Annotated in this window: 22 protein-coding genes; 10 read left to right on the top strand and 12 right to left on the bottom strand. The window is 68.9% G+C overall.

Going from position 1 to position 25,939, the window contains the following annotated elements; translation table 11 throughout:
- Positions 1-74: 74 nt before the first annotated feature.
- Both BM436_RS22690 and BM436_RS22685 read left to right on the top strand, forming a co-directional pair.
- A complete protein-coding gene (locus BM436_RS22690; RefSeq protein ID WP_093557815.1) occupies positions 75-296 on the top strand; it encodes a hypothetical protein in 222 nt (73 codons plus the stop codon).
- A 10-nt stretch (positions 297-306) separates the two neighbouring features.
- Entirely contained in the window at positions 307-1,305 is a 999-nt protein-coding gene (locus BM436_RS22685) for a DUF6976 family protein (RefSeq protein WP_093557814.1), read from the top strand.
- Here the strand turns inward: BM436_RS22685 and BM436_RS22680 are convergent.
- Positions 1,262-3,148 carry a sigma-54-dependent Fis family transcriptional regulator gene (locus tag BM436_RS22680; RefSeq protein ID WP_093557813.1) on the bottom strand — a complete coding sequence of 629 codons (1,887 nt, stop codon included), beginning with the start codon at positions 3,146-3,148 and terminating at the stop codon, positions 1,262-1,264. The two genes, BM436_RS22685 and BM436_RS22680, sit on opposite strands and share 44 nt — an antisense overlap.
- 259 nt (positions 3,149-3,407) lie before the next feature.
- Here BM436_RS22680 and BM436_RS22675 point away from each other — a divergent pair, with 259 nt between their 5' ends.
- From BM436_RS22675 to BM436_RS22645, 7 genes are read left to right on the top strand one after another with little or no spacing between them, the layout of a single operon-like run.
- Positions 3,408-4,883 carry an aldehyde dehydrogenase family protein gene (locus BM436_RS22675; protein WP_093557812.1) on the top strand — a complete coding sequence of 492 codons (1,476 nt, stop codon included), beginning with the start codon at positions 3,408-3,410 and terminating at the stop codon, positions 4,881-4,883.
- 19 nt (positions 4,884-4,902) lie between these two features.
- A complete protein-coding gene (locus BM436_RS22670) occupies positions 4,903-5,670 on the top strand; it encodes a coniferyl-alcohol dehydrogenase (protein WP_093557811.1) in 768 nt (255 codons plus the stop codon).
- Positions 5,671-5,725: 55 nt separating this feature from the next.
- The gene (locus BM436_RS22665; RefSeq protein WP_093557810.1) at positions 5,726-7,438 is read left to right on the top strand and encodes a DUF1302 domain-containing protein; all 1,713 of its coding nucleotides are present in this window, start codon (positions 5,726-5,728) and stop codon (positions 7,436-7,438) included.
- Positions 7,439-7,459: 21 nt separating this feature from the next.
- Complete coding sequence (locus tag BM436_RS22660) at positions 7,460-8,824, top strand: DUF1329 domain-containing protein (protein WP_093557809.1); 1,365 nt, start codon at positions 7,460-7,462, stop codon at positions 8,822-8,824.
- Between the two features lie 23 nt (positions 8,825-8,847).
- Positions 8,848-10,005: a WD40/YVTN/BNR-like repeat-containing protein gene (locus BM436_RS22655; protein ID WP_229490621.1), complete on the top strand. Its 1,158-nt coding sequence runs from the start codon at positions 8,848-8,850 to the stop codon at positions 10,003-10,005.
- 13 nt (positions 10,006-10,018) lie between these two features.
- Positions 10,019-12,526 carry an efflux RND transporter permease subunit gene (locus BM436_RS22650; protein ID WP_093557808.1) on the top strand — a complete coding sequence of 836 codons (2,508 nt, stop codon included), beginning with the start codon at positions 10,019-10,021 and terminating at the stop codon, positions 12,524-12,526.
- 2 nt (positions 12,527-12,528) lie between these two features.
- Entirely contained in the window at positions 12,529-14,430 is a 1,902-nt protein-coding gene (locus tag BM436_RS22645; protein WP_093557807.1) for a carboxylesterase/lipase family protein, read from the top strand.
- Positions 14,431-14,451: 21 nt separating this feature from the next.
- On the opposite strand, the gene BM436_RS22640 is transcribed toward BM436_RS22645, so the two are convergent.
- From BM436_RS22640 to BM436_RS22630, 3 genes are all read right to left on the bottom strand, one after another.
- Positions 14,452-15,249, bottom strand: a complete 798-nt coding sequence (locus tag BM436_RS22640) for a substrate-binding periplasmic protein (protein WP_093557806.1) — start codon at positions 15,247-15,249, stop codon at positions 14,452-14,454.
- Between the two features lie 76 nt (positions 15,250-15,325).
- A complete protein-coding gene (locus BM436_RS22635; RefSeq protein WP_093557805.1) occupies positions 15,326-15,598 on the bottom strand; it encodes a hypothetical protein in 273 nt (90 codons plus the stop codon).
- A gap of 3 nt (positions 15,599-15,601) precedes the next feature.
- The gene (locus BM436_RS22630; RefSeq protein WP_177307431.1) at positions 15,602-17,302 is read right to left on the bottom strand and encodes a S8 family serine peptidase; all 1,701 of its coding nucleotides are present in this window, start codon (positions 17,300-17,302) and stop codon (positions 15,602-15,604) included.
- A 273-nt stretch (positions 17,303-17,575) separates the two neighbouring features.
- Between BM436_RS22630 and BM436_RS22625 the strand changes: the two genes are divergently transcribed.
- On the top strand, positions 17,576-18,937 hold the full coding sequence (locus BM436_RS22625) for an ankyrin repeat domain-containing protein (RefSeq protein ID WP_093557803.1): 1,362 nt from the start codon (positions 17,576-17,578) through the stop codon (positions 18,935-18,937).
- Between the two features lie 22 nt (positions 18,938-18,959).
- Here BM436_RS22625 and fahA read toward each other — a convergent pair whose 3' ends face one another.
- The 8 genes from fahA to BM436_RS22585 form a co-directional block, all read right to left on the bottom strand.
- On the bottom strand, positions 18,960-20,258 hold the full coding sequence (gene fahA, locus BM436_RS22620) for a fumarylacetoacetase (RefSeq protein WP_093557802.1): 1,299 nt from the start codon (positions 20,256-20,258) through the stop codon (positions 18,960-18,962).
- Positions 20,259-20,315: 57 nt separating this feature from the next.
- On the bottom strand, positions 20,316-21,212 hold the full coding sequence (locus BM436_RS22615) for a hypothetical protein (RefSeq protein WP_093557801.1): 897 nt from the start codon (positions 21,210-21,212) through the stop codon (positions 20,316-20,318).
- Between the two features lie 43 nt (positions 21,213-21,255).
- Complete coding sequence (locus BM436_RS22610) at positions 21,256-21,837, bottom strand: YceI family protein (protein ID WP_218164910.1); 582 nt, start codon at positions 21,835-21,837, stop codon at positions 21,256-21,258.
- Positions 21,838-21,880: 43 nt separating this feature from the next.
- Positions 21,881-22,672, bottom strand: a complete 792-nt coding sequence (locus tag BM436_RS22605; RefSeq protein ID WP_093557800.1) for a cyclase family protein — start codon at positions 22,670-22,672, stop codon at positions 21,881-21,883.
- Between the two features lie 92 nt (positions 22,673-22,764).
- On the bottom strand, positions 22,765-23,526 hold the full coding sequence (locus BM436_RS22600; RefSeq protein ID WP_093557799.1) for an ABC transporter permease: 762 nt from the start codon (positions 23,524-23,526) through the stop codon (positions 22,765-22,767).
- Positions 23,523-24,290 (bottom strand): ABC transporter permease, encoded by a 768-nt coding sequence (locus BM436_RS22595; protein WP_093557798.1) that lies wholly within the window; start codon positions 24,288-24,290, stop codon positions 23,523-23,525. Before BM436_RS22595 ends, BM436_RS22600 begins: the two co-directional genes overlap by 4 nt.
- A complete protein-coding gene (locus tag BM436_RS22590) occupies positions 24,287-25,138 on the bottom strand; it encodes an ABC transporter ATP-binding protein (RefSeq protein WP_093557797.1) in 852 nt (283 codons plus the stop codon). Before BM436_RS22590 ends, BM436_RS22595 begins: the two co-directional genes overlap by 4 nt.
- Before the next feature lie 11 nt (positions 25,139-25,149).
- Positions 25,150-25,902: a TetR/AcrR family transcriptional regulator gene (locus BM436_RS22585; protein ID WP_229490619.1), complete on the bottom strand. Its 753-nt coding sequence runs from the start codon at positions 25,900-25,902 to the stop codon at positions 25,150-25,152.
- Positions 25,903-25,939 lie beyond the last annotated feature (37 nt).

Genomic DNA, 25,939 nt, shown 5'->3' with positions numbered 1-25,939 from the left:
GCGAACGCGGCGGCCGTCACGGCGGGCCCGGCCTTCGGCCCCGCCCCCCCACAACCACGACAAAGAGACCAGCCATGCTCGACAAAAACCACAGGAAATGGAAGGAACTGGCGACCGGGAAGCTCGCCCTGGCGACCGACAATTTCGGCCTGCAAATGTTCCTGACCCGCTCCATCTCGCGCTTCTCCAAGCCCCAGCCGCCGGGCGAGCTGGAAAAGACCGCCGAGGAAATCCACGGCTTCTTTGTCAAGTACGAGCGTCTGCTCGCCCGGGAAATCGCCATCATTTCGAAATAAGGGAAGCGCCATGAACAACCACACACTGCTCGACCTCGACCAAACGGCCGCCCTGATACGGGCCGGCAAAGTGCTGTCGCTGGCCGGCGACGAAGCCCTGCTGGCGCAACTGCCGGCGGGACACTGGATCGCCGGCACCATCCCCTATTTCATCGCCGGGGACGGCGGCACGGAGTCGCGCGACCGCGTCTTCGTCACCGAACTGACCACGGCCAACGCCGCCACCGTCGACATCCGCCGCTACACCACGGACACCATCCATCGCATCGCCATCGACGCGCCGGAGAACGGCTACACCATCCTGATCCTGCCGGCGATGAGCGCCATCCACGCCGAATTCGCCAACCATGCGCGCGACTACGAACAGATGTTCCTCAAGCCCGTCATCGGCTGGGTCGCCGGCACGCACCTGTCGGAGCTCGGCGAGATCGCGCCCAAGGCGTGCGATGGCCGGACCGGCGAACTGCTGGCGGAGGTGGCCGTCGCGCTGCACGTGCCGCTGCCGCCGTCCCTGAGCGCCACCATCCACATCCTCAACCTGTTCCGGCCCGACCCCGCCGCCGACGTCATCACCTTCCCCGAGGACGGTTTCAGCGCCACCGCCTGCCACGTCAACGGCCAGCCCGCGCTGTTCGCCGACTACCTGGCCGAGCGCCGGATCAACACCCGGCATCCGCTGGTGGCGGACTACCATGGCGCCCACATCAACACCTCCTACCGGGAGATCGACCGGGACGCCAAGACCGTGCGCTTCTACGCGCCCGTGTTCGCCGGCATCGAATACCGCCAGGCGGCGCCGGTGGGCGACTACGTGCGGGAGTTCGACGCGCTGGCGACCAGCGGCCATGGCAAGGCGCAGTTCGCCTGCAATTGCATCCTGAACTACCTGTACGGCGAACTGCGCGGGCGAAAGACGGGCGACCTGCGCGGGCCGGCAACGTTCGGCGAGATCGGCTACCAGTTGCTCAATCAGACGCTGGTGTACCTGGACGTTCAGCACCTCGACTAACCGGCCCGGCCGCCTGCTCCTGGCGCTTCTTCAGCCGGTAGGCCAGCTGCGGCCGGGTCAGCCCCAGCGCGCGCGCCGCCGCCGACAGGTTGCCGCCGGCCTGGGCGCAGGCCGCCTCGATCAGCGTGTGCTCCAGCTGGTCCAGCGACCAGGCGCCACCCCGATTGTTCAGCATGCCGGGCAGCATGGCCAGCAAGCGCTGGCCGCCTTCCTCCCCGCCCGCGGCGGCGGCGCCCGCCGCGACCGGACCCGGCTCCGCCGCCTGCTGCAAGCGCCCCGTCACCGACAGCGAGAAGTACGAGGGGTCGGTCTGCTCGCCGCTGGTGAACAGGTGCGGCAGGTCGATGGGGCCGTCCTCGTCGGCGTAGATGGTGCCCCGCTCGACCAGGTTTTGCAGCTCGCGGATATTGCCGGGGAAGGGATAGCGCAGCATCGCGTCCGCCGCCCGCGCCGTGAAGCCCGTCACGCGGCGCTTGTGCTTGTCGCTGTAGTGGCGCAGGAAATAACTCATCAGCAAAGGGATGTCGTCGCGCCGGTCGCGCAGCGGCGGCAGGTGGATGGGGAACACGTTCAGGCGGAAGAACAGGTCCTCGCGGAAGCGCCCCTGGCGCACCTCCTCGCGCAGGTTGACGTTGGTGGCCGCCACCACCCGCACGTTGACGCGCAGGCTGCGCGTGCCGCCCACGCGCTCGATCTCGCCCTCCTGCAGCGCGCGCAGCAGCTTGCCCTGCGCGACCAGGCTGAGCGTGCCTATCTCGTCCAGGAACAGCGTGCCGCCGGAGGCGCGTTCGAAGCGGCCGGGCCGCGAATCCGTGGCCCCGGTGTAGGCGCCGCGCTCCACGCCGAACAGCTCGGACTCGATCAGCGTCTCCGGAATGGCGGCGCAGTTGACGGCGATGAAGGACTGCTGGGCGCGCGCGCTGATCCGATGCAGCATGGACGCGAACACCTCCTTGCCCACGCCGGATTCGCCGGTGAACAGCACCGTGGCCTCGGTCGGCGCCACCCGCCGCAGCATGTGGCAGGCGGCGTTGAAGGCGGACGACACGCCCACCATTTCCTTGTCCCGACCCGCCCCGGCGGCGGCCGGGAACACCACCGCCGTGTCCCGCGAACTGGCGGGCCTGCGCGCGCCGAAGGCGCCGGCGCCGACGAAGGCCTCCGCGTTCAGGTAGCTCAGGTCGTCCTCGACGTCGTCCCATTCGTCGGCCGGCTTGCCGATCAGCCGGCACTGGCGGTGGCCCATGGACATGCACTCCACCTCGCGGTACACGATCAGCCGCCCCACCAGCGCGCTGGTGTAGCCGATGGCGTAGCCGGTCTGCGTCCAGCAGGCCGGCTCGGTGCCGATGCCGAAATGGGCGATGTGCATCTCGTCCTCGCTGGAGTGATGCCACAGGAATTCGCCGTGGTAGGTGCCGCGGTCGACGTCGAACTCGAAGTGCACCGGCTCCACCTTCACCGCGCCCTCCAACGCGTGCATGCGCGGCCCGGCGGCGAACAGCGTCAGGTGGTCGGCGTCCGGCCAGCGCTCGCGCAGCAGCTGGGCGTCGCGCATGCCGGCCGAGTAGCCCACCCGCGTCAACAGGCCGCGCGCCTTCTCCAGTCCGAGGTTGGACACCATCTCCCGCCGCAGGTCGCCCAGCGACGCCGTGTGCATCAGCTGCATGCGGTGGCCGTTGAGCCAGATGCGGCCGTCGCCCGGCGAGAAATGCAGGCTCTGGGCCAGGTCCTCCAGCGTGGGCGCCGCGCCCTCGTTCAGGTGGTCGCTGTCGCCGCGCGCCAGCATCTTGCCGGTGGAACGGGCCATCTCGGCCAGCGAAACGTGCTGCTTTTTCTTCATGCGTCTTCCTGGTTTATGGACTGCCTCATCAAATCATACAGTGGCAACGGCGCGGCTTCACCATTTGATCAAATTATTCCGCCACCGCCATCGTTGCCGCGCCGCAGCATCGCGGCCGTTTCCGTCCAAATTAGTTATTAAATATAAGCATTTAGCAGGGTATCGCATAGCAGCATGGGGCGCCAGCGCCGGCTCTGGCATGGAACTTGATATGAGTAGCTGGCACGCAACAAAAACATCAACGCCAACGGAGACCGACATGGGCGCAAGCGACACCCCACCCTTCCTGCACGACGCCATCTGGCAAGAACGCATCTTCAACGGCGACTGGATCGCCGCCGACGGCGGCAGCCACGCCATCGTCGAACCGGCCACCGGCGAGCTGCTGGGCCGCTGCGGCGCGGCCAACGCCGCCGACGTGGCGCGCGCCGCCGGCGCCGCCCGCGCCGCCCAGCGCGCCTGGGCCGCCACCGACTACAAGCAGCGCGCCCAGGTCTTCCGCAAGGCCGCCGCCCTGCTGGAACAGCACCAGGAGGCGCTGGCCACCTGGATCGCCCGCGAGACCGGCGGCATCATGCCCAAGGCCCAGGTGGAGCTGCGCGAGGCCCTGGCCCACCTGCACGAGGCGGCCGCCATGCTGACCCAGCCCAAGGGCCAGCTGCTGGCGTCGCAGGAGGACCAGTTCAGCATCGCCCGCCGCGTGCCGCACGGCGTGGTGGGCGTGATCTCGCCGTTCAACTTCCCGCTGATCCTGTCGATCCGCTCGATCGCGCCGGCGCTCGCGGTGGGCAACGCCGTGGTCCACAAGCCGGACCTGCAAACCCCCATCAGCGGCGGCGTCATCATCGCCCGCCTGTTCGAGGAGGCCGGCCTGCCCAAGGGCGTGCTGCAGGTGCTGCCGGGCGGCGCCGAGGCCGGCGAGGCGCTGTGCGCCAATCCGGACATCGCCATGGTGTCCTTCACCGGCTCCACCGCCATCGGCCGCCGCGTTGCCGAAGTGGCCGGCCGCACGCTGAAAAAGGTGTCGCTGGAACTGGGCGGCAAGAACTCGCTGGTGGTCCTGGACGACGCCGATCCGGACATCGCCGCCGCCAACGTGGCCTGGGGCGCCTATCTGCACCAGGGCCAGATCTGCATGGCCGCCGGCCGCATCCTGCTCCAGCGCGGCATCGCCGAGGCGGTCACCAGCCGCCTGCTGGAAAAGGCCGGCCGGCTGCCGGTGGGCGACCCGATGAGCGGCACCGTCGCACTGGGCCCCCTGATCAACGTGCGCCAGGTGCAGCGCCTGCACGCCATCGTCACCGACTCGGTGGCCGCCGGCGCCACCCTGCTGGCCGGCGGCAGCCACGAGGGCCAGTTCTACCGGCCCACGGTGCTGACGGACGTGCGGCCCGGCATGCGCTGCTTCGAGGAGGAGCTGTTCGGGCCCGTCGCCTCCATCACCGTGTTCGACACCGACGAGGAGGCCATCGCGCTGGCCTCGGCCACCGAGGGCTGCCTGGCGCTGGGCGTGATCTCGCCCTCGGTGACGCGCGCGCTGCGCATCGTCAACCGCGTGCCCTGCGGCCACGCCCACGTCAACGACCAGACCGTGCTGGCCGAGGCGCACGCGCCCTTCGGCGGCAGCGGCAGCTCCGGCAACGGCGGCCGCCACGGCGGCCCGGCCGACTGGGACGAGTTCTCGCAGTGGCAGTGGCTGACCATCAAGAGCGAAGCCCCGCAGTACCCATTTTAAATACCACAACGGAGACACCATGGACTTGCTGAACAAAACCATCGTCATCACCGGCGCCAGCGCCGGCATCGGCGCCGAGACGGCCAGGCTGGCGCGCATGCGCGGCGCCACCGTGATCGGCATCGACCGCAACGCCCCCAGCCTGACGCTGGACGGCTTCATCCAGGCCGACCTGGGACAAACCGCCTCCATCGACGCCGCCGTGGCGCAACTGCCGGCCCGCGTGGACGCGTTGTGCAACGTGGCCGGCGTGCCCGGCACCGCCGACGGCGACCTGGTGGCGCGCGTCAATTACCTCGGCCTGCGCCACCTCACCGAGCGCGTGCTGGAACGCATGCCGGCCGGCGGCTCCATCGTCAACATCGCCTCCATCCTGGGCGCCGAATGGCCGCAGCGCGTGGCGCTGCACAAGGAGCTGGCGGCGGCGCAAGGCTTCGAGGCCGGCGCCGCCTGGCTGCGCGACCATCCGGTGCCGCACGAGACCTGCTACCAGTACTTCAAGGAGGCGCTGCTGGTGTGGTCCTACGTGCAGTCGCAGGCCTGGTTCCTGGAAAAGTCGGTGCGCATGAACTGCGTCGCGCCCGGCCCCGTGTTCACCGCCATCCTCGGCGACTTCGTCTCCATGCTGGGCGAGGAGCGCGTGCAGCGCGACTCGGCCCGCATGAAGCGCCCGGCCTATCCGGACGAGGTGGCGCCGGTGGCCGTCTTCCTGTGTTCGGACGCGGCGCGCTGGATCAGCGGCGTCAACATCCCGGTCGACGGAGGGCTGGCATCGACCTTCATTTAAGCAGCAAAGCGGCAATCAGCAGACCCACCATAACTACAACCCCTGGGGGAGACCTATGAAAAAGCACCACGCAACACCGCGCGCCACCATCCTCGCACTGGCCATCGCGGCGGCCCTGCCCTGCCAGCAGGCGCTGGCCTACGAGTTCGACACCGGCGGCTCCGACGTCAAGGTCAGCTGGAACAACACCATCAAGTACAGCGCGGCCTACCGCCTGAAGGACGCCGACGGCCGCCTGCTGGCCGGCGGCTACCCCTCGGCCGGCCCCGCCGACTTCACCGGCTACAACCTGGACGACGGCAACCAGAACTTCCGCAACAAGGGCGTGGTTTCCAACCGCGTCGACTGGCTGACCGAGTTCGACGCCGGCACCCGCAACCTGGGCATGCGCGTCAGCGCCGCCGCCTGGTACGACAGCGTCTACAACAGCAGCAACGACAACGCCTCCCCCGGCAGCAACGCCGCCGTGCTGACGGGCGGCTCGAACAACCGCTTCACCAGCGCCACCCGCGAACTGCACGGCCGCAACGCCGAACTGCTGGACGCCTTCGTCTTCGCCAAGGGCACGCTGGGCGAGATGCCCGGCACCGTGCGCGTCGGCCGCCACACGCTGCAATACGGCGAGAGCCTGTTCTTCGGCGCCAACGGCATCGCCAACGCCCAGGGCCCGGTGGACCTGGTCAAGCTGCTGTCCGTGCCGGGCGCGCAGTTCAAGGAAATCCTGCGTCCCGTGAACCAGATCTCCGGCCAGCTGCAGCTGCTGCCCAATCTGTCGCTGGGCGCCTACTACCAGCTTGAATGGCGTCCCACGCAGATTCCCGGCGTGGGCAGCTACCTGAGCAACTACGACGCGGCCGGCGCCGGCTCCACCGCCTTCCTGGTCGCGCCCAACGGTTCGGGCGCCCCGGCCTTCCTCACCATCGCCGACATGAAGACCAAGGATTCCGGCCAGGGCGGCGCCCAGCTCAAGTTCACGCCGGCCGGCAGCGACATCGAGCTCGGCCTGTACGCGGCACGCTACCACGACAAAACGCCCTACTTCTACCTCGGCTTCGCGCCGGCCTTCCCGCCCGGCGCCCCGGCCACCGTGCAGGCGGTGTACGCGCAGGGCATCAAGACCTACGGCGTGAGCGCCAGCACGGTGCTGGGCGGCTTCAACGTGGCGGCCGAGCTCTCGGTGCGCCGCAACACGCCGCTGGTCAGCGATCCGACCCCGAACTTCCTGTCGCGCCGGGGCGTGGGCATCCCCGCCGACAACGGCGGCAACCCGGCCTACGCGGTCGGCAACACGGCGCACGCCAACCTGTCCGCAATCTACGTGCTGCCCACCAACAGCCTGTTCGAAGGTGGCGCGCTGCTGGGCGAACTGGCGTGGAACCGCCGCACCAGCGTGTCCTTCCTCGGTTCGCTGGACCCGAACACCACGCGCGACGCCACCTCCATGCGCATGATCTTCGAGCCGGCCTTCTACCAGGTGGTCACGGGGCTGGACCTGACGGTGCCGATCGGCCTGGGCTACAACATCGACGGCCGCTCGTCCTCCGTCTTCAACTTCAACGGCGGCAGCGCGCACGGCGGCGACTTCAACATCGGCGTCAGCGGCAGCTACCAGCAGGACTGGAAGTTCGGCATCAGCTACGTGCGCTTCCTGGGCTCGACCGGCACCTTCCTGAAGAACAATCCGGCCACCAACATGCCCATCCTGAGCTACGCGCAGTCGCTGAAGGACCGCAACTACATCTCGCTCAACATCAAACGCGCTTTCTAAATAAAGCTAGGAGACAAGAATATGCAACCACGTCTGAACCAACTGGCCCGCGCCGCCGCGCTGGCATGCCTGGCATCCCTGCCCCTGGCCACGCTGGCCGCCACCGCTGAAGAGGCGGCCGCGCTGAAAACCACCCTGACCCCGCTGGGCGCCGAGAAGGCCGGCAACAAGGACGGCAGCATCCCGGCCTGGGACGGCGTCTACACCAAGATCACCGGCGCCTACAAGCCGGGCGACGCCCGCGCCGACCCGTTCGCGGCCGAGAAGCCGGTGCTGGCCATCACCGGCAAGAACGTCGACCAGTACGCGGCCAAGCTGTCGGCCGGCACCATCGCCATGCTGAAGAAGTATCCCGACTTCCGGCTCGACGTCTACCCCACCCACCGCACCGGCGGCGCGCCGTCCTGGGTGTACGAGAACACCTTCAAGAACGCCACCCGCGCCAAGACGGTGGACGGCGGCTACGGCGTCGAGGGCGCCTACGGCGGCATCCCCTTCCCGATTCCGAAGACCGGCTACGAGGCGGTCTGGAACCACCGCCTGGCCTGGGTCGGCGACACCGCCATCTACGCCACCCGCACCTGGATCGTCACGCCGGACGGCAAGCGCTCGCTGGCCAACGAGGCCGAGCAGACCCTGATGCGGCCCTACTACTTCAAGGAGGGCAGCCTGGAGAAGATGGAGGGCGCCTACCAGTACGGCCGCCTGATCACGCGCGCGCCGGCCTCCAAGGCGGGCGAAGGCATCCTTGCGCACGACGGCTTGAACAGCACCTCGCCGCGCGCGCTGTGGCAATACCTGGTGGGCCAGCGCCGCGTGCGCCGCGCGCCGTCGGTGGCCTACGACACGCCGGACTCGGTCACCTCCGGCATCGGCTTCTTCGACGAGGCCTTCATGATGTTCGGCCCCATCGACCACCATGAGCTCAAGCTGATCGGCAAGAAGGAGATGTACATCCCCTACAACAACAACCGCGCGGCGGCCGCCAAAATCGACGACCTGGTGGGCCCGCGCTTCCTGAACCCGGACCTGGTGCGCTGGGAGCTGCACCGCGTGTGGGAAGTGGAGGCGACGGTCGCCCCCGGCAAGCGCCACGTGGTGGCCAAGCGCCGCTACTACCTGGACGAGGACACCTGGCAGGCCATCCTGACCGACGGCTACGACGCCCAGGGCCAGATCTGGCGCAGCAACTACACGCTGACGCTGCTGGCGCCGGACATCCCGGCCGTGGTGGGCAACGTCATGTGGGGCACCTACAACGTGCAGACCGGCGCCTACCTGCTGAACGCGGCGGCCAACGAGCTGCCGACCCAGTACAAGGTCATCCCGCGCCTGCCGGTCAGCTACTTCGGTCCCGAGGAACTGGCCAACCAGGGTTCGCGTTGAGATTGCGGAAACGACGGGGGAACATGATGACGACCTTCAAGCAAGACGGAGCGGCGCGGCGCGGGGCGGGCATCCCGGCCACCGGCACGGCGATCAGGGCCGCCGCGGGGGCGCTTGCCCTGGCGATGGCGACGGCGGCGCTGTGGCCCGCGGTCGGCGCCGCGGAGACCCCGGCCCAGGCGGCATCGGCGGCATCGGCGGCCGCCGCCCGCGCGCCCGCCGTGCTGACGACGCCGGCGATCCTGTCGGCCAAATCCCGCGCGGCCGTCATGCTGGCCGCCGCGCGGGCCGGCGAACGGCTGGTGGCGGTGGGCGAGCGCGGCATCGTGCTGCTGTCCGACGACAACGGCGCCAGCTGGCGCCAGGCCGGCACGCCGGTCCAGGCCAGTCTGGCGGCGGTGCAGTTCGTCGACGCCAAGACCGGCTGGGCGGCGGGCCACCTGGGCGTGGTGCTGCGCACCGACGACGGCGGCCAGACCTGGCGCAAGCAGCTCGACGGCCTGCAGGCGGCCGACGCCATGGCGCGCGCCGCCGCCACCCCGCAGGCGCAGGCCGAGGCGGCGCAGTTGCAGGCGGACGGGCCGGACAAGCCCTTCCTCGACCTGTACTTCGCCGACCGCGACACCGGCTACATCCTGGGCGCCTACAACCTGCTGTTCCGCACCACGGACGGCGGCAAGACCTGGCAGCCGTGGAACGCCCACGTCAACAACCCGAAGAACCTGCACCTGTACGGCATGCGCGCCGCCGGCGGCGCGCTGTACCTGGTGGGCGAACAGGGCAGCCTGTTCCGCTCCGCCGACAACGGCGCCAGCTTCGAGCCGCTGGCCTCGCCCTACAAGGGCAGCTACTTCGGTCTGGTGGCGGGGCGCGGCGGGGAACTGGTGATCTACGGCCTGCGCGGCACCGCCTACTGGTCCGGCGACCAGGGCCGCAACTGGCAAAAGGTGGAAACCGGCCTGGAACAGTCCATCACCGCCGGCGCCGCGCTGGCCGACGGCACCCTGGCGCTGTTGAGCCAGGGCGGCGACGTGCTGCTCAGCCGCGACCAGGGCCGCACGTTCGCGCGCCTGCCGGACTCGCCGTCGCTGCCCGCCGCCTCGCTGGCGCAGGCCGCCGACGGCGCCCTGATCGTGGCCGGCCTGCGCGGCATCAAGCGCCTGGCGCCCACCACCAAATAAGAGTTGAACCACCATGAACATAGACAACGACCTTGAGCAGCAGCCGGTGGTCCGGCGGCTGCAGGACTTCGACACCCGCTCGGGCAACCTGGCCGAGCGGGCGCTGTTCAACCACCGCCCGTGGATCGTGCTGGCCTGTTTGCTGCTGACCGTGCTGCTGGGCTTCCAGGCCACCGGCCTGAAGCTCAACGCCAGCTTCGAGAAGATGATCCCCACCTCGCACCCCTACGTGGCGAACTACCTGGAGCACAAGGCCGACCTGAGCGGCCTTGGCAACTCGCTGCGCATCGCCGTGGCGCCGCGCGAGGGCACCATCTTCGACGCCAATTACCTGGCCACGCTGCAGAAGATGAACGACGAGATCTACCTGCTGCCCGGGGTGGACCGGCCGTTCATGAAATCGCTGTGGACCGCCAACACCCGCTGGACTGCCGTCACCGAGGAGGGCCTGGACGGCGGCACCGTGATCCCGGACGACTACGACGGCTCTCCGCGCAGCATGGAAGTCCTGCGCGCCAACGTCGAACGCTCCGGCGAGATCGGCCAGCTGGTGGCCGGCAATTTCAAATCGAGCATGCTGTTCGTGCCGCTGCTGGACAAGAACCCGCAAACCGGCCAGCCGCTGGACTACAGCGCCTTCTCGCGCCAGCTGGAGGACATCCGCGCCAAGTACCAGAAGGACGGCGTCGCCATCCACATCACAGGCTTCACCAAGATCGTCGGCGACCTGATCGAAGGCCTGCGGCAGGTGCTGGTGTTCTTCGTGGTCGCCATCGCCATCGCCAGCGCGGTGCTGTACTGGTACACGCGCTGCTGGCGCAGCACCATGCTGGTGATGCTGTGCTCACTGGTGGCGGTGCTGTGGCAATTCGGCCTGCTAGCCACCTTCCACTACGAACTCGATCCCTATTCCGTGCTGGTGCCCTTCCTGGTGTTCGCCATCGGCATGAGCCACGGCGCGCAGAAGATGAACGGCATCATGCAGGACGTCGGCCGCGGCACCCACAAGGTGGTGGCCGCGCGCTACACCTTCCGCCGCCTGTTCGCGGCCGGCATGTCGGCCCTGCTGTGCGACGCGGTCGGCTTCCTGGTGCTGGTGATGATACAGATCAAGGTGATCCAGGACCTGGCGGTGATCGCCAGCATCGGCGTGGCCGTGCTGATCTTCACCAACCTGGTGCTGCTGCCCATCCTGCTGTCCTACACCGGCGTCAGCGCCAAGGCCGCCGCGCGCGGCATGGAGGCCGACGCCGCGCAGCAGGGCCGCAAGCCCTGGCTGTGGTCCCTGCTCGACAAGTTCACGCAGCGCCGCTGGGCCACCGCCGCCGTCGCCGCCAGCACCGCGCTGGCCGTGCTGGGCTACCTGGTGAGCCTGCAGCTGCAGGTGGGCGACCTCGATCCCGGCGCGCCGGAACTGCGGGCCGACTCGCGCTACAACCGCGACAACGCCTACATGGTGCAGAACTACTCGGCCAGCGCCGACGTGCTGGTGGTGATGGTGAAGACCGCGCCCGACCAGTGCACCCAGTACCAGACCCTGGCCAAGGTGGACGCGCTGGCCTGGGAGCTGGAACAGCTGCCCGGCGTGGACGCCACCAACTCCATGGCCTCGCTCAGCAAGCTGGCCGCCACCGGCTACAACGAGGGCAACTTCAAGTGGTACAACCTGACGCCCAACCAGAGCGCGCTGGGCGCGGTGCAGACGCGCGCGCCGCGCGAGCTGTTCAACCAGAACTGCTCGCTGCTGTCGCTGTACGTCTACCTGAAGGACCACAAGGCCGCCACGCTGAGTGGCGTGGTCGCCACCGTCGAGCGCTTCGCCGCCGCCAACAACACCAAGGAGGAACAGTTCCTGCTGGCGGCCGGCAGCGCCGGCATCGAGGCGGCCACCAACATCGTGGTCAAGCAGGCCATGCGCGACATGCTGTTCTGGGTGTACGGCGCGGTGATCCTGCTGTGCTACGCCACCTTCCGCTCCTGGCGCGCGGTGGTGGTGGCGGTGCTGCCGCTGGTGCTGACCTCGATCCTGTGCGAGGTGCTGATGGTGTGGCTGGGCATGGGCGTGAAGGTGGCGACCTTGCCGGTGATCGCGCTCGGCGTCGGCATCGGCGTGGACTACGCGCTGTATGTGCTGAGCGTGATGCTGGCCCGCCAGCGCGCCGGCGACAGCCTGTCGGACGCCTTCCACCACGCGCTGCAGTTCACCGGCCGCGTGGTGATGCTGACCGGCGTGACGCTGGCCATCGCGGTGGCGACCTGGATCTTCTCGCCGATCAAGTTCCAGGCCGACATGGGCATCCTGCTGGCCTTCATGTTCCTGTGGAATATGGTGGGCGCGCTGGTACTATTGCCGGCGCTGGCGCACTTCCTGCTGCCCGGCGCGCCGCGGCCCGCCACAACCAACGGCGCAACCCTGGGGTCAGACCCGGCGGGTCTGACCCCGGCATCTGCAGCTGGTTCTAGCATGCGTCCCAGCGTGCCCGACGAAGTGCCATCACATGCTGTCGCCGAAAGAGGATGACGATGTATATCTTGCTAATCGCATTGCTGGCCGCCGCCGCGCTGTTCGCGTGGAAGGCCAGCCGCTCCGTCCCGCCGCCGCAGCCCAAGGCCGCGGACAAGGACTCGCTGCGCCTCACCGCCGAGGGCCCCGTGCTCGGCTTCGCGGACCGCCACGACACCCACGCCTGGCTGGGCATCCCCTACGCCAAGCCGCCGGTGGGCGAATTGCGCTGGAAGGCGCCCCGCCCCGCCCAGCCCTGGAGCGAACCCCGCCCCGCGCTGGAATACGGCGCGGTCGCCATGCAGTTCGCCGGCGAGACCATAGGCGCCCCGGAACCGGAATGGGGCCGCGTGGCCGGCTCCGAGGACTGCCTGACCCTGAACGTCTACGCTCCCCGCATGACGGCGGCCGAGGCGGCGGCGGCGCCGCCGCTGCCGGTGATGGTCTGGATCCACGGCGGCGCCAACACGGCCGGCACGGCGGCCGCCTACGGCACGCTGCGCAACCTGGCCGGCCGGGACCGCGTGATCGTGGTGTCGATGAACTACCGGCTCGGCATCTTCGGCTGGTTCAGCCTCGCCGAACTGGCGCAGGACGGCGACAGCCCCGAGGACCGCTCCGGCAACTTCGGCACGCTGGACATCATCGCCGCGCTGCGCTGGGTGCGGCGCAACATCGCCGCCTTCGGGGGCGATCCCGGCAACGTCACCGTGTTCGGCGAATCGGCCGGCGGCCTCAATGTGTACACGCTGCTGGCCAGCCCGCTGGCGGCGGGCCTGTTCCAGCGGGCCATCGCGCAGTCGCCGATCACGGTCAGCCACAGCCCCGCGCAGGCGCGCAACTTCGCCAACGCCGCCGAGCCGGGCCACGAGCTCAGTTCGCGCGAACTGCTGCGCCGCTGGCTGGTCCCGCCCCCGCCGCACGATCCGGCGGCCGGGCCGGCCAGTGGCCGGCTGAGCGCGTCCGCGACCGAGGCCGCCATCGCCGCGCTGGCGCCGGGCCAGCTGGCGGCGACGCTGCGCGCCATGCCGGCCGCCCAGCTGCTGGCCGCCGTCACCCCGGCCGGCCTGGGCTTCTACGACACGCCCCATATCGTGCGCGACGGCGCGGTGCTGCCGCACACGCCCATGCAGGAGCTGTTCAAGGACGCCAGCGCCTACAACGCTGTGCCCGTCATCATCGGCTCCAACCGCGACGAGTACAAGCTGTTCATGGCCGGCAATCCCGAGTTCGTGCGCCTGTACCTCGGCAAGCTGCCGGTGATACGGGATCCCGCCCGCTACCGCCTGCACGCGCACTACCTGTCCGACCTGTGGAAGGCCAGCTGCGTGGACGGACCGGCCAGCAGCATGGTCGAGGGAGGCAATCCGCATGTCTGGGTCTACCGCTTCGACTGGGACGAACACGCCACCGTGCCGCTGCTGCGCCTGCCCCTGCTGCTGGGCGCGGCGCACGTGATGGAAGTGCCCTTCGTGCTGCGCGACCTGGACGGCGAGTTCGACCCGGTGCGCTGCGCCACCAAGGCCAACCGGCCCGGCCGCCAGCAGGTGTCCGACGCGATGGCGGGCTGCTGGACGGCCTTTGCCCGCGACGGCCTGCCGCGCCACGGCGGCCCGGACACGCCCGCGTGGCCGCGCTGGACCAGCGCGCCGGGCGCGGACAAGCTGATGCTGTTCGACAGCGACGCCGGCGGCGGCGTGCGCACGGACACGCTGCGGCTGGACGTGGAACAGCTGAAGCGGGAACTGGCGGCCGAGCCGGCCCTGCGGGACCAGCCGCGCGAGCGGGTGCGCCTGTTCGCGCGCATGTTCAACTGGTCGGTGTTTTCCGGCCAGGCCAGCGCGGCCGAATTCGCGCGCTTCGCCGAGGCGCAACAGCAAAGCTGCTCGCCGGAGGAGTTCCGGCCCGCCCACTGGCCTTGAGGTCCGGGCCGGCCAGCCCCGCTACTTCCGGCCCAGCGTGGTGCTGTCGACCTTGATGTCGGCCTGCATCAGGCTGGCGTTCAGGACGGCGAGGTTGCCGCCCGACTTCACTATTTCCTTCAGGCGCGCCTCGAAGGCTTCCAGGTGTTTGACGCAGGGGCTGTTCCTGGCGAAGGCGAAGTAATTCCTGTCCTCCGCCACGAACGGCCGCAAGGCGACGAAGCGCGCGTTCAGGCCGTGGCTGGCCAGATACTTCTCGCCGGCGAACAAGCCCACCACGAAATAATCGATACGCCCCAGGCCCAGCTTCCTGAAATTGGTGTCCAGCGTGCCGGCCTCGTGCAGGTGCAAGTTCGCTTCGGCGAACTTGTCGAATTCGGGACCGAAGCGGTTGCCCATCGCCACGCCGCCGCGCAAGTGCTTCAAGTCGTTCCAATCGCGAAAGCTGAACGCGCGCTGGCGTTCGATGAACACGGCCACCGGATTGGGAAACGCGGCCGGGTGCGCGAAGGCGAGGTAGCGCTCGCGTTCCGGCTGTATCTTCAGCGTCGCCACCAGGTCCACCTGGCCGGCGGCGGCGGCCGCCAGCACCCGTTTCCACGGCCCGGTGTAGCGCACCTCGTGGGGGATGCCCAGGTCTTCCAGGATGCGCACGGCCAAGTCGATGCTGGCGCCGCGCAGCGCGCGGCCGTCGTACCAGTGCAGCGGTTGATAGTCGGGATCGGCGGATACGACGACCCGCTCGCACTGCGCCGCCGCGGGAAGGGCGAACGCCAGCAACATCGCGGCGTACAAGGTTGGTCGAGTCAGCGGTTTCATGCAATTCCTGGCCGGGGCCGATGGATCAATGCATGCAAGTATACGGGAATTTTCCTACACCGGGCCAAGCCGGCGCTCAGGCGGCGACACCCGGCTTGGGCGCCATCTTTTGATCCAGCGAAAGGCGGGCGACCTTGTCGAAGCTGGCAAGGGAAGGCAGCGCGGACACCGGCACGGTGCCGAACAGCACCCGCCTGCCGGTCTCGGCCCCCACCATGCCCAGGGACCGCATTCGCGCCGCCTCCTCGGGCGTGAGCGGCGAATTCAGGCGCACGGAAACGCCCACCGTACCCTGCGTTTGCCGGGACAGGTGAACATTCAGTGCCGCGTCGAATTTGCCAGCCGCCATCGTCTACACCTTGATCAAGCCATACCCCCACTTTACATCATGTTTGCCGGCGGCGGCATTCGGGATGGAGGAGCCCTTCTTCAGCCAGGCCTTGGCCTGGGCGGGCGTGGTCTGGGGCTTGCCCTCGAGCAGCAGCGCCAGCAGTCCGGAGACGAAAGGCGCGGCCATGCTGGTGCCGGCCATCACCCGGTATCGCTTGGCGATGACATTGCCCTGCTCGACCGCCGAGGCCGACGACAGGCAGGAGGCGATCATCGCTCCCGGCGCCGCCACGTCCGGCTTCAGCCCGCCTCCGCGCAGCGGTCCGGGACTGCTGAATTCGGAGATGGTGTCGGGCGCCAGGCCCACGGATTCCTCTTCCCCCGACAGGTCCTTCCAGGTGTTCCTGCTTGTATAGCTGGCCACGGTGACGACATCCAGGCCGGCCCCCGGAGACCCGATCAGGCTGTCGAACACCGGCACGGCGAAGCGGGCCGAGCTCGGGCGGTCCGGATGGAGCAGCAGCCACGCGTGCACGACGCCGGGATTCCCGCTCTTGCGGCGCACTTCCACTTTCCAGGTCCCGCCTTGGACGGGGCCCGCGTTGCCCTGCACCTCGACCACGAACTGCCGGTCGCCATTGGGCGCCGCCGAATCCGGCGTGGAAATGGTCACCGTGTCGCCGCCCAGCGTATAGGTCTTCACCGCCGGGTCCGTGGCGATCAGCTTCTGCCACGCGGTATTGGCGCCGGTGGAGGAGACGGCGCGCACCTCGCAACTCCCCTTGCCCGAATACCAGCCATTGACCAGGAAATACGGCGCGGACTCGAGCGACTTGCGCGGCTTGACCAGAATGCCGAAACTGCCCGGGCTCGCGGCGGTCACCGCCTGCGCCGCGTGGATCGGGTCGCCGCCCTCGTTGCCCGCCGCCGCCACCACCAGCCTGCCCGGCCCGCATTCGTCGCTGATCGCCACGCTGGTGTCGTCCATGCCGTCGTGGCTGTCATAGTGGCCGCCGAGGCTGAGATTGACGACGCAGGGGCGGCCCAGCTTGGCGGCCTCGGCGAAGATCCAGCGCACGCCCTCCACGATCGCGCTGTTCTGGAAATTGGTCTTCACGATGAGGTATTCGGCGCCGGTCGCCACGCCCGGGTATGCCTGTCCGCCGCCGCCGGCGATGCCCGCCACGTGCGTGCCGTGGCCGTGGACATCTTTGCTCACGGTCATCGCCGCCCCCGTCAGCACCGCCCCGAAGTTGCCCAGCCCGTCGCCGGGACCGGGGCCCGCGATCTCCTGGTCCCACAGCTTCAGGACGCGGCCGGTGAAATCCGGATGCGTCAGGTCGATACCGGTGTCGACGATGCCGATAATGACGCCCTTGCCGGACATGCCGGTCTTCTTCACATACTTCGGCACCCCGGCCAGGGGCAAGGCGATATCCATCAGCGGGCGCATCATCCTCGGGGCCGACACCCTTTGCACCTGCGGGGCGGCGACGAACTTCGCCAATTTGCTGGCCGGCACCAGCGCCGTCATGACATCGCCGGCGCCCTTGGCCAGCGGCACGCCGGCCACCGACTTCGTCGCCGTGTCCGTGCAGCGCACCAGCACGTGCAAGGTGGGATCGGCCGGGGCGACCGGCCCCTGGACGCCGAACGCCATCATCGCGCCGAGCGGCGTGCGCTTCCGGGGCGCGCCCAGCAACGCCGCCAGGCTGGCCGACATCTTGCACCCTCGCCGCGACGCCGCCTTGGATTTCGGTTTCGCCGCCGCTTTCCCGCCCGCACCGGTTGCCAACTTGAATGCGGGTTTTAATTTGCCGACCATGATCGCCTCGCCTGTTTAATGTTTTAGGGGGAATGATGCTGCAATTAAACACCATACGGCAGAGGCGATTCCTCTCCAATTGTCACTTGCGGCGCCCGATGTGCATATTCGAGAGATTTGCGGCCATTGGAACGGAATAGGATAGACCCACGTCGAAAAGGCATCGCCATCATGACTATCTCAGACTCCGATCCCGACTCGTTCACGCTCGCGCAAGCCCGTGCGGTCCTCTCCAACAATGGGCTTCCCTTTTCGCAAAGGCATTTCCTTCGACATATTCGGGATGGCAACACGGCCATCGTCAAGACGTATCTCAAAGCCGGAATGTGTCCCAACGCGAAGGTTGAGGGCGAAACGGCATTGGCCGCCGCGGCCAATGTGAAGAGCGGGGAAATCGTGGAGATACTCATACAAAACGGCGCCGTTCCCGGTGGCATCGTCGAGGGCCTGAGCCTGCATCGCTCCAAAAAGGACGTGTGGGAAATCGTATCCAGCCTCGGCGGCATATTCACCTTCATTTCCAGCCTGACCATAGCCGGAATAGGCGCCTATTTCACTCATTCGTATAACAGCGCCCAAATCACCGTGGCAAAGCAGCAGGCCGAGAGAGATGCGCAAAGCAAGGACTATCAGAACAGAATCGCGGAAATGCAAACCGTGGAGAAACTGATCCCGCATTTGATCAAGGACGATTCCAGCAAAAAAGCCGCCCTGATAGCGATAGGCGAACTGGCGTCGCCCAAGGTCGGACGCGCGCTGGCGGTGGCGTATGCCAACGAGGGCGGCATCGAGGCGTTGAGCTACTGGGCATCGACCGGCACCAAGAGCAATGTCGGTCCGCCCGCCGTGGCCGCGCTTACCGAAATCGCCAAAACGGAGGCGAAGTCCGATGCAAAGCCGGCGCGGGAGGCATTGACGGCGATACTGGAAAAGTCGCGGAGTTCCATGATAGTGATTGCATCCAGTAGCGACCAAACGTACAAGATATGCAATGGCATCATCGTCAACGGCAAACTGGGCCTGATCGCGGCTCCCAGTTTCTGCATCCCCAAAGGGGGCGCGAAAGACACCACCATCGAGTTTCACGATGGGAGCGTTTGGCCGGCGGAGAGAATCTCCACCGGCAAGAACGGCTTGATCTCGATATTACAGACCGCCAAAAAAAATACTCAGGAGCTACCGTTGAGCGACAAGAAGTTCGCGAAGAACGACGTCGCGCTATTATTGACCCGCAATTTGCTGACGAACTCTCCAAGCATTCTCGTCGGAAAAGTCACTGACACGGGTGTCATGCCCTTCATCGACGCCCGATCAAGCGACTTCACCAGAACCATCGCGGCCCATGGATACAGGATTCAGCTGGAGAACGGAAAGACGAACGCGTTCGGGACCGGTGGCAGCCCTTATTTCGACAGCGAGGGCAAGGCCGTTTGCATGGAATTCCAGGGATACGAGCAGATCGCGGAATGCATCGCCGTCAAGGAGATACTCCTGGCGGCCAACGCCGCTTTCGTGGGCGGCCCCGCCATGTGAGTCATTCAACGCCACCGTTCCCTCACGCGTCGCCGGCCGCCAGCAGCGTGCCCCGGCATTCGCCGAAGCCGATGCGCGCGAAGCCGGGCCGCTCGCACCAGCCGCGCATGACGACCGTGTCGCCGTCTTCCAGGAAGGCGCGCCGCTCGCCGTTGGACAGCCGCACCGGCTCGCGCCCGCCCCGGCTCAATTCCAGCAGGCAGCCCTGCTCCGCCGGGCCGGGACCGGACTGGGTGCCGCTGCCCAGCAGGTCGCCGGGGCGCAGGTTGCAGCCGTTGCGCGTGTGGTGGGCCAGCAGTTGCGCCGGTCCCCAGTAGGCGTGGCGGTAGCTGCTGCGGCTCAGGCGCTGCGCCGCGCCGCCGCCGGCGCGCGTGGCCAGCGCCACTTCAAGTTCGATGTCGTAGCCGGCCAGGGCGCCGTCGGCCGGCCGCAGATAAGGCAGCGCCTCCGGATCGTCCGCCGTGCGCGGCAAGGCGCTGCGGAACGGCGCCAGCGCCTCGAAGGTCACGATCCACGGCGAGATCGTGGTCAGGAAGTTCTTGGCGAGGAAGGGCCCCAGCGGCAGCGCCTCCCAGGCCTGGATGTCGCGCGCCGACCAGTCGTTGAGCAGGCAGACGCCGAACAGGTGCTCCGGCGCCGCGTCCAGCGCGATGGCCGTGCCGCGCGCATTGCCGGGGCCGACGAAGACGCCCAGCTCCATCTCGTAGTCCATGCGGCGCGAGGGGCCGAATTCGGGCCGCCCTCCCTCCCCGGGCGGCAACTGGCCGCTGGGCCGACGCAGGCGCGCGCCGCTGACCTCGACCGAGGAGGCGCGTCCGTGATAGCCGATCGGCATCCATTTGAAATTGGGCAGCGGCGGCGCGTCCGGGCGGAACACGCGTCCCGAGTTGATCATGTGGTCGTAGGAGGTGAAGAAATCGGTGTAGTCGCCGATGCGGCACGGCAGGCCATACTCGGCCTGCGCCTGCGGCCGCAGGCAGGCGCGCACCGCCTCGGCCTGCGGCGCACCGACGCGCAGCAGGCGCGAGACGGCCAGCCGCAGGGCAGACCACCGGTCCCGCCCCGCCGCCATGAAGTCGTTGAGCTCCGGCCGGGCCGCGAGCGCGGCGCCCTCGGCGGCCAGGCCGTCGAACAGGCCCAGCGCGCTGGCCGCCGCCAGGTCCAGGATCATGTCGCCGATGGCGATCCCGCCGCGCATGGGCTGGCTGCCGCCGGCCGGACGGAACACGCCGAACGGCAGGTTCTGGATGGGGAAATCGCCGCCCGGCGCGGCGGACGCCAGCCAGCATTTCAGGTCGGGGGCGTGGGTTTCGTTCAGCATGGGGACTCCTGGTAACGGTGGGGTTTCAACGACGGGGCTTCAACAACCGCCACGGCCTCAATAGCCGTAGGCGCTGGCCTGGTGCAGATGGCTCCACACCGCGAAGCCCGTCGCGCCCAGCAGCGGTGGCGCCGCGGCCAGGGTGCCGGCCGCGATGGCGCGCCAGGGCCGGGCCGGCGCTCCGGCCAGCACGCGGCCCGGCAGCAGCGCCGCGCAGGGGCTGATGGCGATGGCCGCCAGCAGCCAGGGCGAGATCTCGGCATAGAAATACGCGGCCAGCAGGATGGCGCCGAACGCCGTGCAGGCCAGCGCGTTCACCGCGCGCGGCGGCGGCGCGGCCTTGCTGTCCAAGGCGGACACCATGCAGCCGGCCAGGGCGCCCATCAGCGTGAACGCGCCGCAGCCGATCACCACGCTGCCGCCCAGGGCCACCACCAGGCCAAGTCCGCCCGACGCCGCGGCCAGCGCGGCGGCGACGCACAGCCGCTGGTCCGGCGGCGCGTCGAGGGCGCGCGCGGCGGCGAACCATGGCAGCGCCAGTCCCGCGGTCCAGGCGGCGGCGATGGCGGCGCCCTGCTCCCGCAACGCCGGTGGCAGCATCAGCCACACGCCCGGCAGCGCGACGGCGGCCTGCGCCGCGCTCCAGGCGCCGCGCCCCGCGCCACGCCACTCCAGCGCGGCGAACGCCAGCAGCGCTGTCAGCATCAGCGGCGGCAGCCAGTCCCACGCCTGCTCGGGCGGCATGCGCCAGTGTTCGAAATTGACGGCGGCGTAGCCGCCCAGGAAGGCCAGCGTCAACGCCAGCGGCGCGGCGGCCGTTGCCAGCGCGCGCCCGCCCCGGCCTCCGGCGCGGGCCAGCGCCGTGCACGTGAGCGTCATGCCGGCCAGCGCCGCCGGCAATCCCAGCGCCTTGGCCGCCAGCAGGATGCCTGCGAATTGATTACTCGTATCCATGTCATTCTCCTATGCGCGGGGCTGCCCGCCCCGCGCGACAGCCTTACTGCTTGATGGCCTCGATATTCAGCCGCACCTCGATCTCGTCGCCCACGGGCCCCAACATGAATTTCATGCCATAGTCCGAACGCTTGACGACGCCGGTGGCGACAAAGCCGCTGCGGTAGCCGCCCCAGGGATCCTTGCCGGCGCCGACCTGGCTCAGTTTGAGCGTCACCGGCCGCGTCACGCCGTGCAGCGTCAGGTTGCCGGCCAGCGTGCCGTCCGCTGCCAGGTTGGCGCTGGTGCTCTCGAACGTGATCTTGGGGAATTGCGCGGCGTTGAAGAAGTCCGGGCTGCGCAGGTGCTTGTCGCGGTCGGCGAAGCCGGTGTTGACGCTGGCGGCGTCGATCTCCGCCCTGACCGCGCCGCTGGCGCCGTCCACCGAGAACTCGCCCTTGACGCCGTCGAAGCGGCCCGTCAGGCGCGACACGCCGAGGTGGCCGACCGTGAACAGCACCTGCGAGTGGACCGCGTCGATCTTGTAGTTGCCCTTGTCGGGCAGGCCCTGCGCGGTGGCCGGCAGCGCCATCGCCAGTGACAGGGACAGCGCCGCGGATGGCATGAGGGTGGCAAGCGATTTCATTGGGATTCCTTATCAGTCGTTGTGGGTGGATGGTTGATGGCGCTCAGGCGGCTTGCAGCGCGTCGTCGAAAATGGCGACGGCGCGCGTCCAGCCGGCCGAGGCGCCGCGGATCTTGACCGGGAAGCAGGACACGTAAAAGCCGCTGGCCGGCAGCGCGGCCAGGTTGCCCAGCTTTTCAAGGTGGCAGTAGCCGATGTCGCGTCCCGCCTTGTGCCCTTCCCATATCAGGCCGGCGTCGCCGCTCTGGCGGAACTTCTCCGCCGTGTGCGCGAAGGGCGCGTCCCAGCTCCAGGCGTCGGTGCCGGTCAGGCGCACGCCCCGCTCGAGCAGGTACATGGTGGCCTCGTAGCCCATGCCGCAGCCCGAGCGCACGTAGTCGGGCTGGCCGTAGCGCGCCCCCGCGCCGGTGTTGACCAGCACGATCTCCAGCGGCCGCAGCGTGTGGCCGATGCGGGCCAGTTCGGCCTCCACGTCGGCCGCCGTCACCACGTAGCCGTCGGGCAGCGCGCGGAAGTCCAGCTTCACGCCGGGCTGGAAACACCAGTTCAAGTCCACCTCGTCGATCGAGAGCGCGCGCTCGCCGCGGTTCATGGTGGAGGCGAAGTGGTAAGGCGCGTCGAGGTGCGTGCCGTTGTGCGTGTTGAGGCGCACGTCCTCCACCGCCCACGCCTCGCCGTCCGGCAGGTCTTCCTTGCGCAGGCCCGGGAAGAACGGCGCCAGCTGCTCAAAGCTCATCTGGTGGTCGGTGTAGTCGATGCGCGGCCCCAGGCCGGGAGGATCGGACACCACGTCGTTCTCGAGGTGGATGGATATGTCGATGAAGCGGCGTGCCATGGGTGTTCCTTTCGTTATTTTGACAAAGCGGTCCCCCTCCGGCGCGGCGCCGGATGCGATTCTTCGGGGGATGTTCGGAAGTGGAGCGGGGGTCAGCGGCGCCAGGCCAGCATGCGCCGCTCGGCCAGGTGCAACAGCGCGTTGCTGGCGAAGCCTATGGCCCCGAGCAGCGCCACGCCGGCGAACAGGTCGGCCGAGCGGAACGAGCGTGCCGCCGCCAGGATCGCGGTGCCCAGGCCCTGCTGGGCGGCCAGCATCTCGCCCACCACCGCCAGGATCAGCGCGATGGTCAGCGCCAGCCGCACGCCGCCGAAGGCGTCGGCCAGCGCGTTGGGCAGGCCGATCTTGACGATGAACTGCAGCCGCGACAGGCCCAGCACGCGTCCGACCTCCTCCAGCCTGGGCTCGACGGCGCCGAAGCCGTGCACGGTCGCCAGCAGCACCGGCCACAGGGCGCCGAAGGCGATCACCGACAGCACCATGCCCGGCGACAGGCCGAACAGCGCGATCGCCACCGGCATCACCGAGGACGCGGGCAAGGGACGTATCAGTTCCAGCATCGGCTGCAGCCAGGCGCGCAGCATGGGCGACACGCCGATCGCCGCGCCCAGCGCCACGCCGATGATGGAGGCCAGCAGCCAGCCGTAGCACATGCGCTCCACCGTGCCCAGGGTGAGCGCCAGCAGCTCGCCCTGCAGCAGGCCCTCGCTCAGCGCCTGCCAGGTGGCGGCCGGCGACGGCAGGTAGACCGGCGAAATCCAGCGCTGCGCGGAGACCGCCGACCAGGCGGCGAGCAGCGCCAGCGTCACGGCCACGCTGCCGGCCGAGGCGATCAAGCCATTCCTGTCCTTCATGACGCGGCTCCTTGGTTGAAGGGGGTGATGCAGCGGCGCTGGAGCGCCACCATCAGGGCGTTCAGGCCCCAGCCCAGCGCGCCTATCCAGAACAGGAAGGCGAACATCAGGTCCGGACGCAGGCTTTGCTGCGCGATCATCAGGCCGTATCCGAGGCCGTAGGGATTGGCGGCGATTTCCACCGTCACCGCCACCACCAGCGCGATGCCCACCGCCAGCCGGAAGCCGACCAGGATGCGCGGCAGCGCGGCCGGCAGCACGATCTTCCACACCCGCTGGCGGCGCGTGAGTCCGATCACGGTGCCCATCTCCAGCAGCCGCGGCTCGACGCCGGCCACCGCCGCCTGCGACAGCATCAGCATCGGGAAGAAGCAGGTGAAGGCCACCACCAGGATCTCCATCCGGTAGCCGAAGCCGAACAGCAGCATGGCGATCGGTATCAGCGCCACCGAGGGCACGGGCTTGAGCAGTTCCACCGTCAGCGCGGACAGCCGGCCGGCCAGCGGCGAGAGCCCGAACCACAGCCCCGCCGCCAGCCCCAGGCCGCCGCCCACCAGCAGGCCGGCGCCGCCCGCGCCCAGCGTCTGCGCGCTGGCCCGCAGCAGGCTGCCGTCGCCCAGGGCCTCGCCCAGCGCCAGCGCCACCTCGCTCGGGCGTGCCAGCGCGTCGCTTTGCGTGCCGGCCGCGCGCATGCCGGCTTCGGCCAGCAACAGCAGGGCCAGGGGGACCACCGCGCCGCGCAGGCGCATCGCCAGCGTCCTCATTTGTGGTGCTCCTGGATGAAGTCGAACAGGTGGCGCCGCAGCCGCAGGAACTCGGGCTCCTCGCGCGTGGCCAGCTGGTCGCGCGGACGGGCGATGTCGATTGCGATCGACTGCGCCAAACTGCTGCTGTCGCGGCCCGGGTTGGCCCGCAGCGCGATCACGCGGTCGCCCAGGTAGATCGCCTCGTCCAGGTCGTGGGTGATGAACAGCACCGTGGTGCCCAGCTCCTCGACCAGCCCGGCCACCTCGTCCTGCAGGCCCTGGCGCGTCATCGCGTCCAGCGCGCCGAAGGGTTCGTCCATCAGCAGCACGGCCGGTTCCTGCGCCAGGCAGCGCGCGATCTGCAGGCGCTGTTGCATGCCGCCGGACAGCTGGGACGGATACTTCTCCGCGTGGCTGGCCAGGCCGACTTTGCGCAGCAGGTCGGCGATGCGGCCGGCGCGCTCCTCCTTGGGAACGGCCATGGCCTCCAGCGCCAGGCTGACGTTGCCGGCCACGGTGCGCCAAGGCAGCAGCGCCTTGCCATAGTCCTGGAACACGATCGCCACGTCGCGCGACGGTCCGCTGATTTCCACGCCGCCGCGCGTGATGGCGCCGGTGCTCGGCTTCACCAGGCCGGTCAACAGGCGCAGCAAAGTGGTCTTGCCGCAGCCGGACGGCCCGACCACGCACACGAACTCGCCCGGCTCCATGACGAAATCGAGGTCGTTGATGATGCGGCGCCCGCCCAGGTCCAGGCAAACGCGGTCGAAGCGTATCTGTTTGGAGGCGCCGGCGCCCGCGGCTTGCCGCCGTGGACTGGAGGCCTGGCGCGGCTGCTGGCCGAGTGGGACCACTTGTGCATTCATGATGAGTCTCGTTATGGTTGTTTGGTCCGCCGGGGCGCGGGCGCACGCTTGGGGGCGGCGGCGCGCGGCTTGGCGGCGTTGGTCTTCGTGGCGGAGGTGCTAGTCTCCGCCTTCATGGCGGGCACGGGCCCGCATACGCCCCGGATGCCGTGCACAATGAACTTCACCAGCATGGGCTGGGTGGCGCCGAAATCGTCGCGCCGGTTCTCGCCGCGCGAAAGGCGCTCGATGCGGCGGTCCGTCACATGGTGCAGCAGCGCGCCCAGCGCGAACTGGTAGCACCACGCCACGGTGCCCCGGCTCACATGCGGCAGCACGCTGGCCATCGCGTCGATGAAGGCGTGCGCCAGCGGGTCGAACAGCTCCTGGATGACCTTCTCGTCCTCGCTCAGCTGCTCGGTCATGCCGCGCGAAACCATGCGCAGGAAATTGTCGCCGTCCACGCTTTGGGCCAGCTTCAGCACCGGCCCCACGAAGGCGTCGACGATGTCGCCCAGGGCGTTGCGGGCGGTGGCGTTGTCCATGATGCCCGCCAGCAGTTCGAGGCGCTCCTTGATGTAGCCGCTGCGCAGCTCGAAGATGTGGTGGTACAGCTCGAGCTTGTTGCCGTAGTAGTAGCCGATCAGCGCGAACTGCACGCCCGCCTCGTTGGCGATGTCGCGGATCGACACCCCGTGGTAGCCGCGCGCTGCGAACAGGCGCTCGGCGGCCACCAGGATGCTTTCCTTGCGGTTCGGGGTGGATTCTTTGGTGGCGGTCTTCATAAGCGGTTTCATTCAGCGTGGTCGATGCGGCAATGTT

It is taken from the genome of Pseudoduganella namucuonensis, from assembly GCF_900116645.1.
Taxonomy (GTDB): domain Bacteria; phylum Pseudomonadota; class Gammaproteobacteria; order Burkholderiales; family Burkholderiaceae_D; genus Rugamonas; species Rugamonas namucuonensis.
Note: the sequence above shows the minus strand (reverse complement) of the source record. Positions and strands in the feature narration are given on the sequence as shown.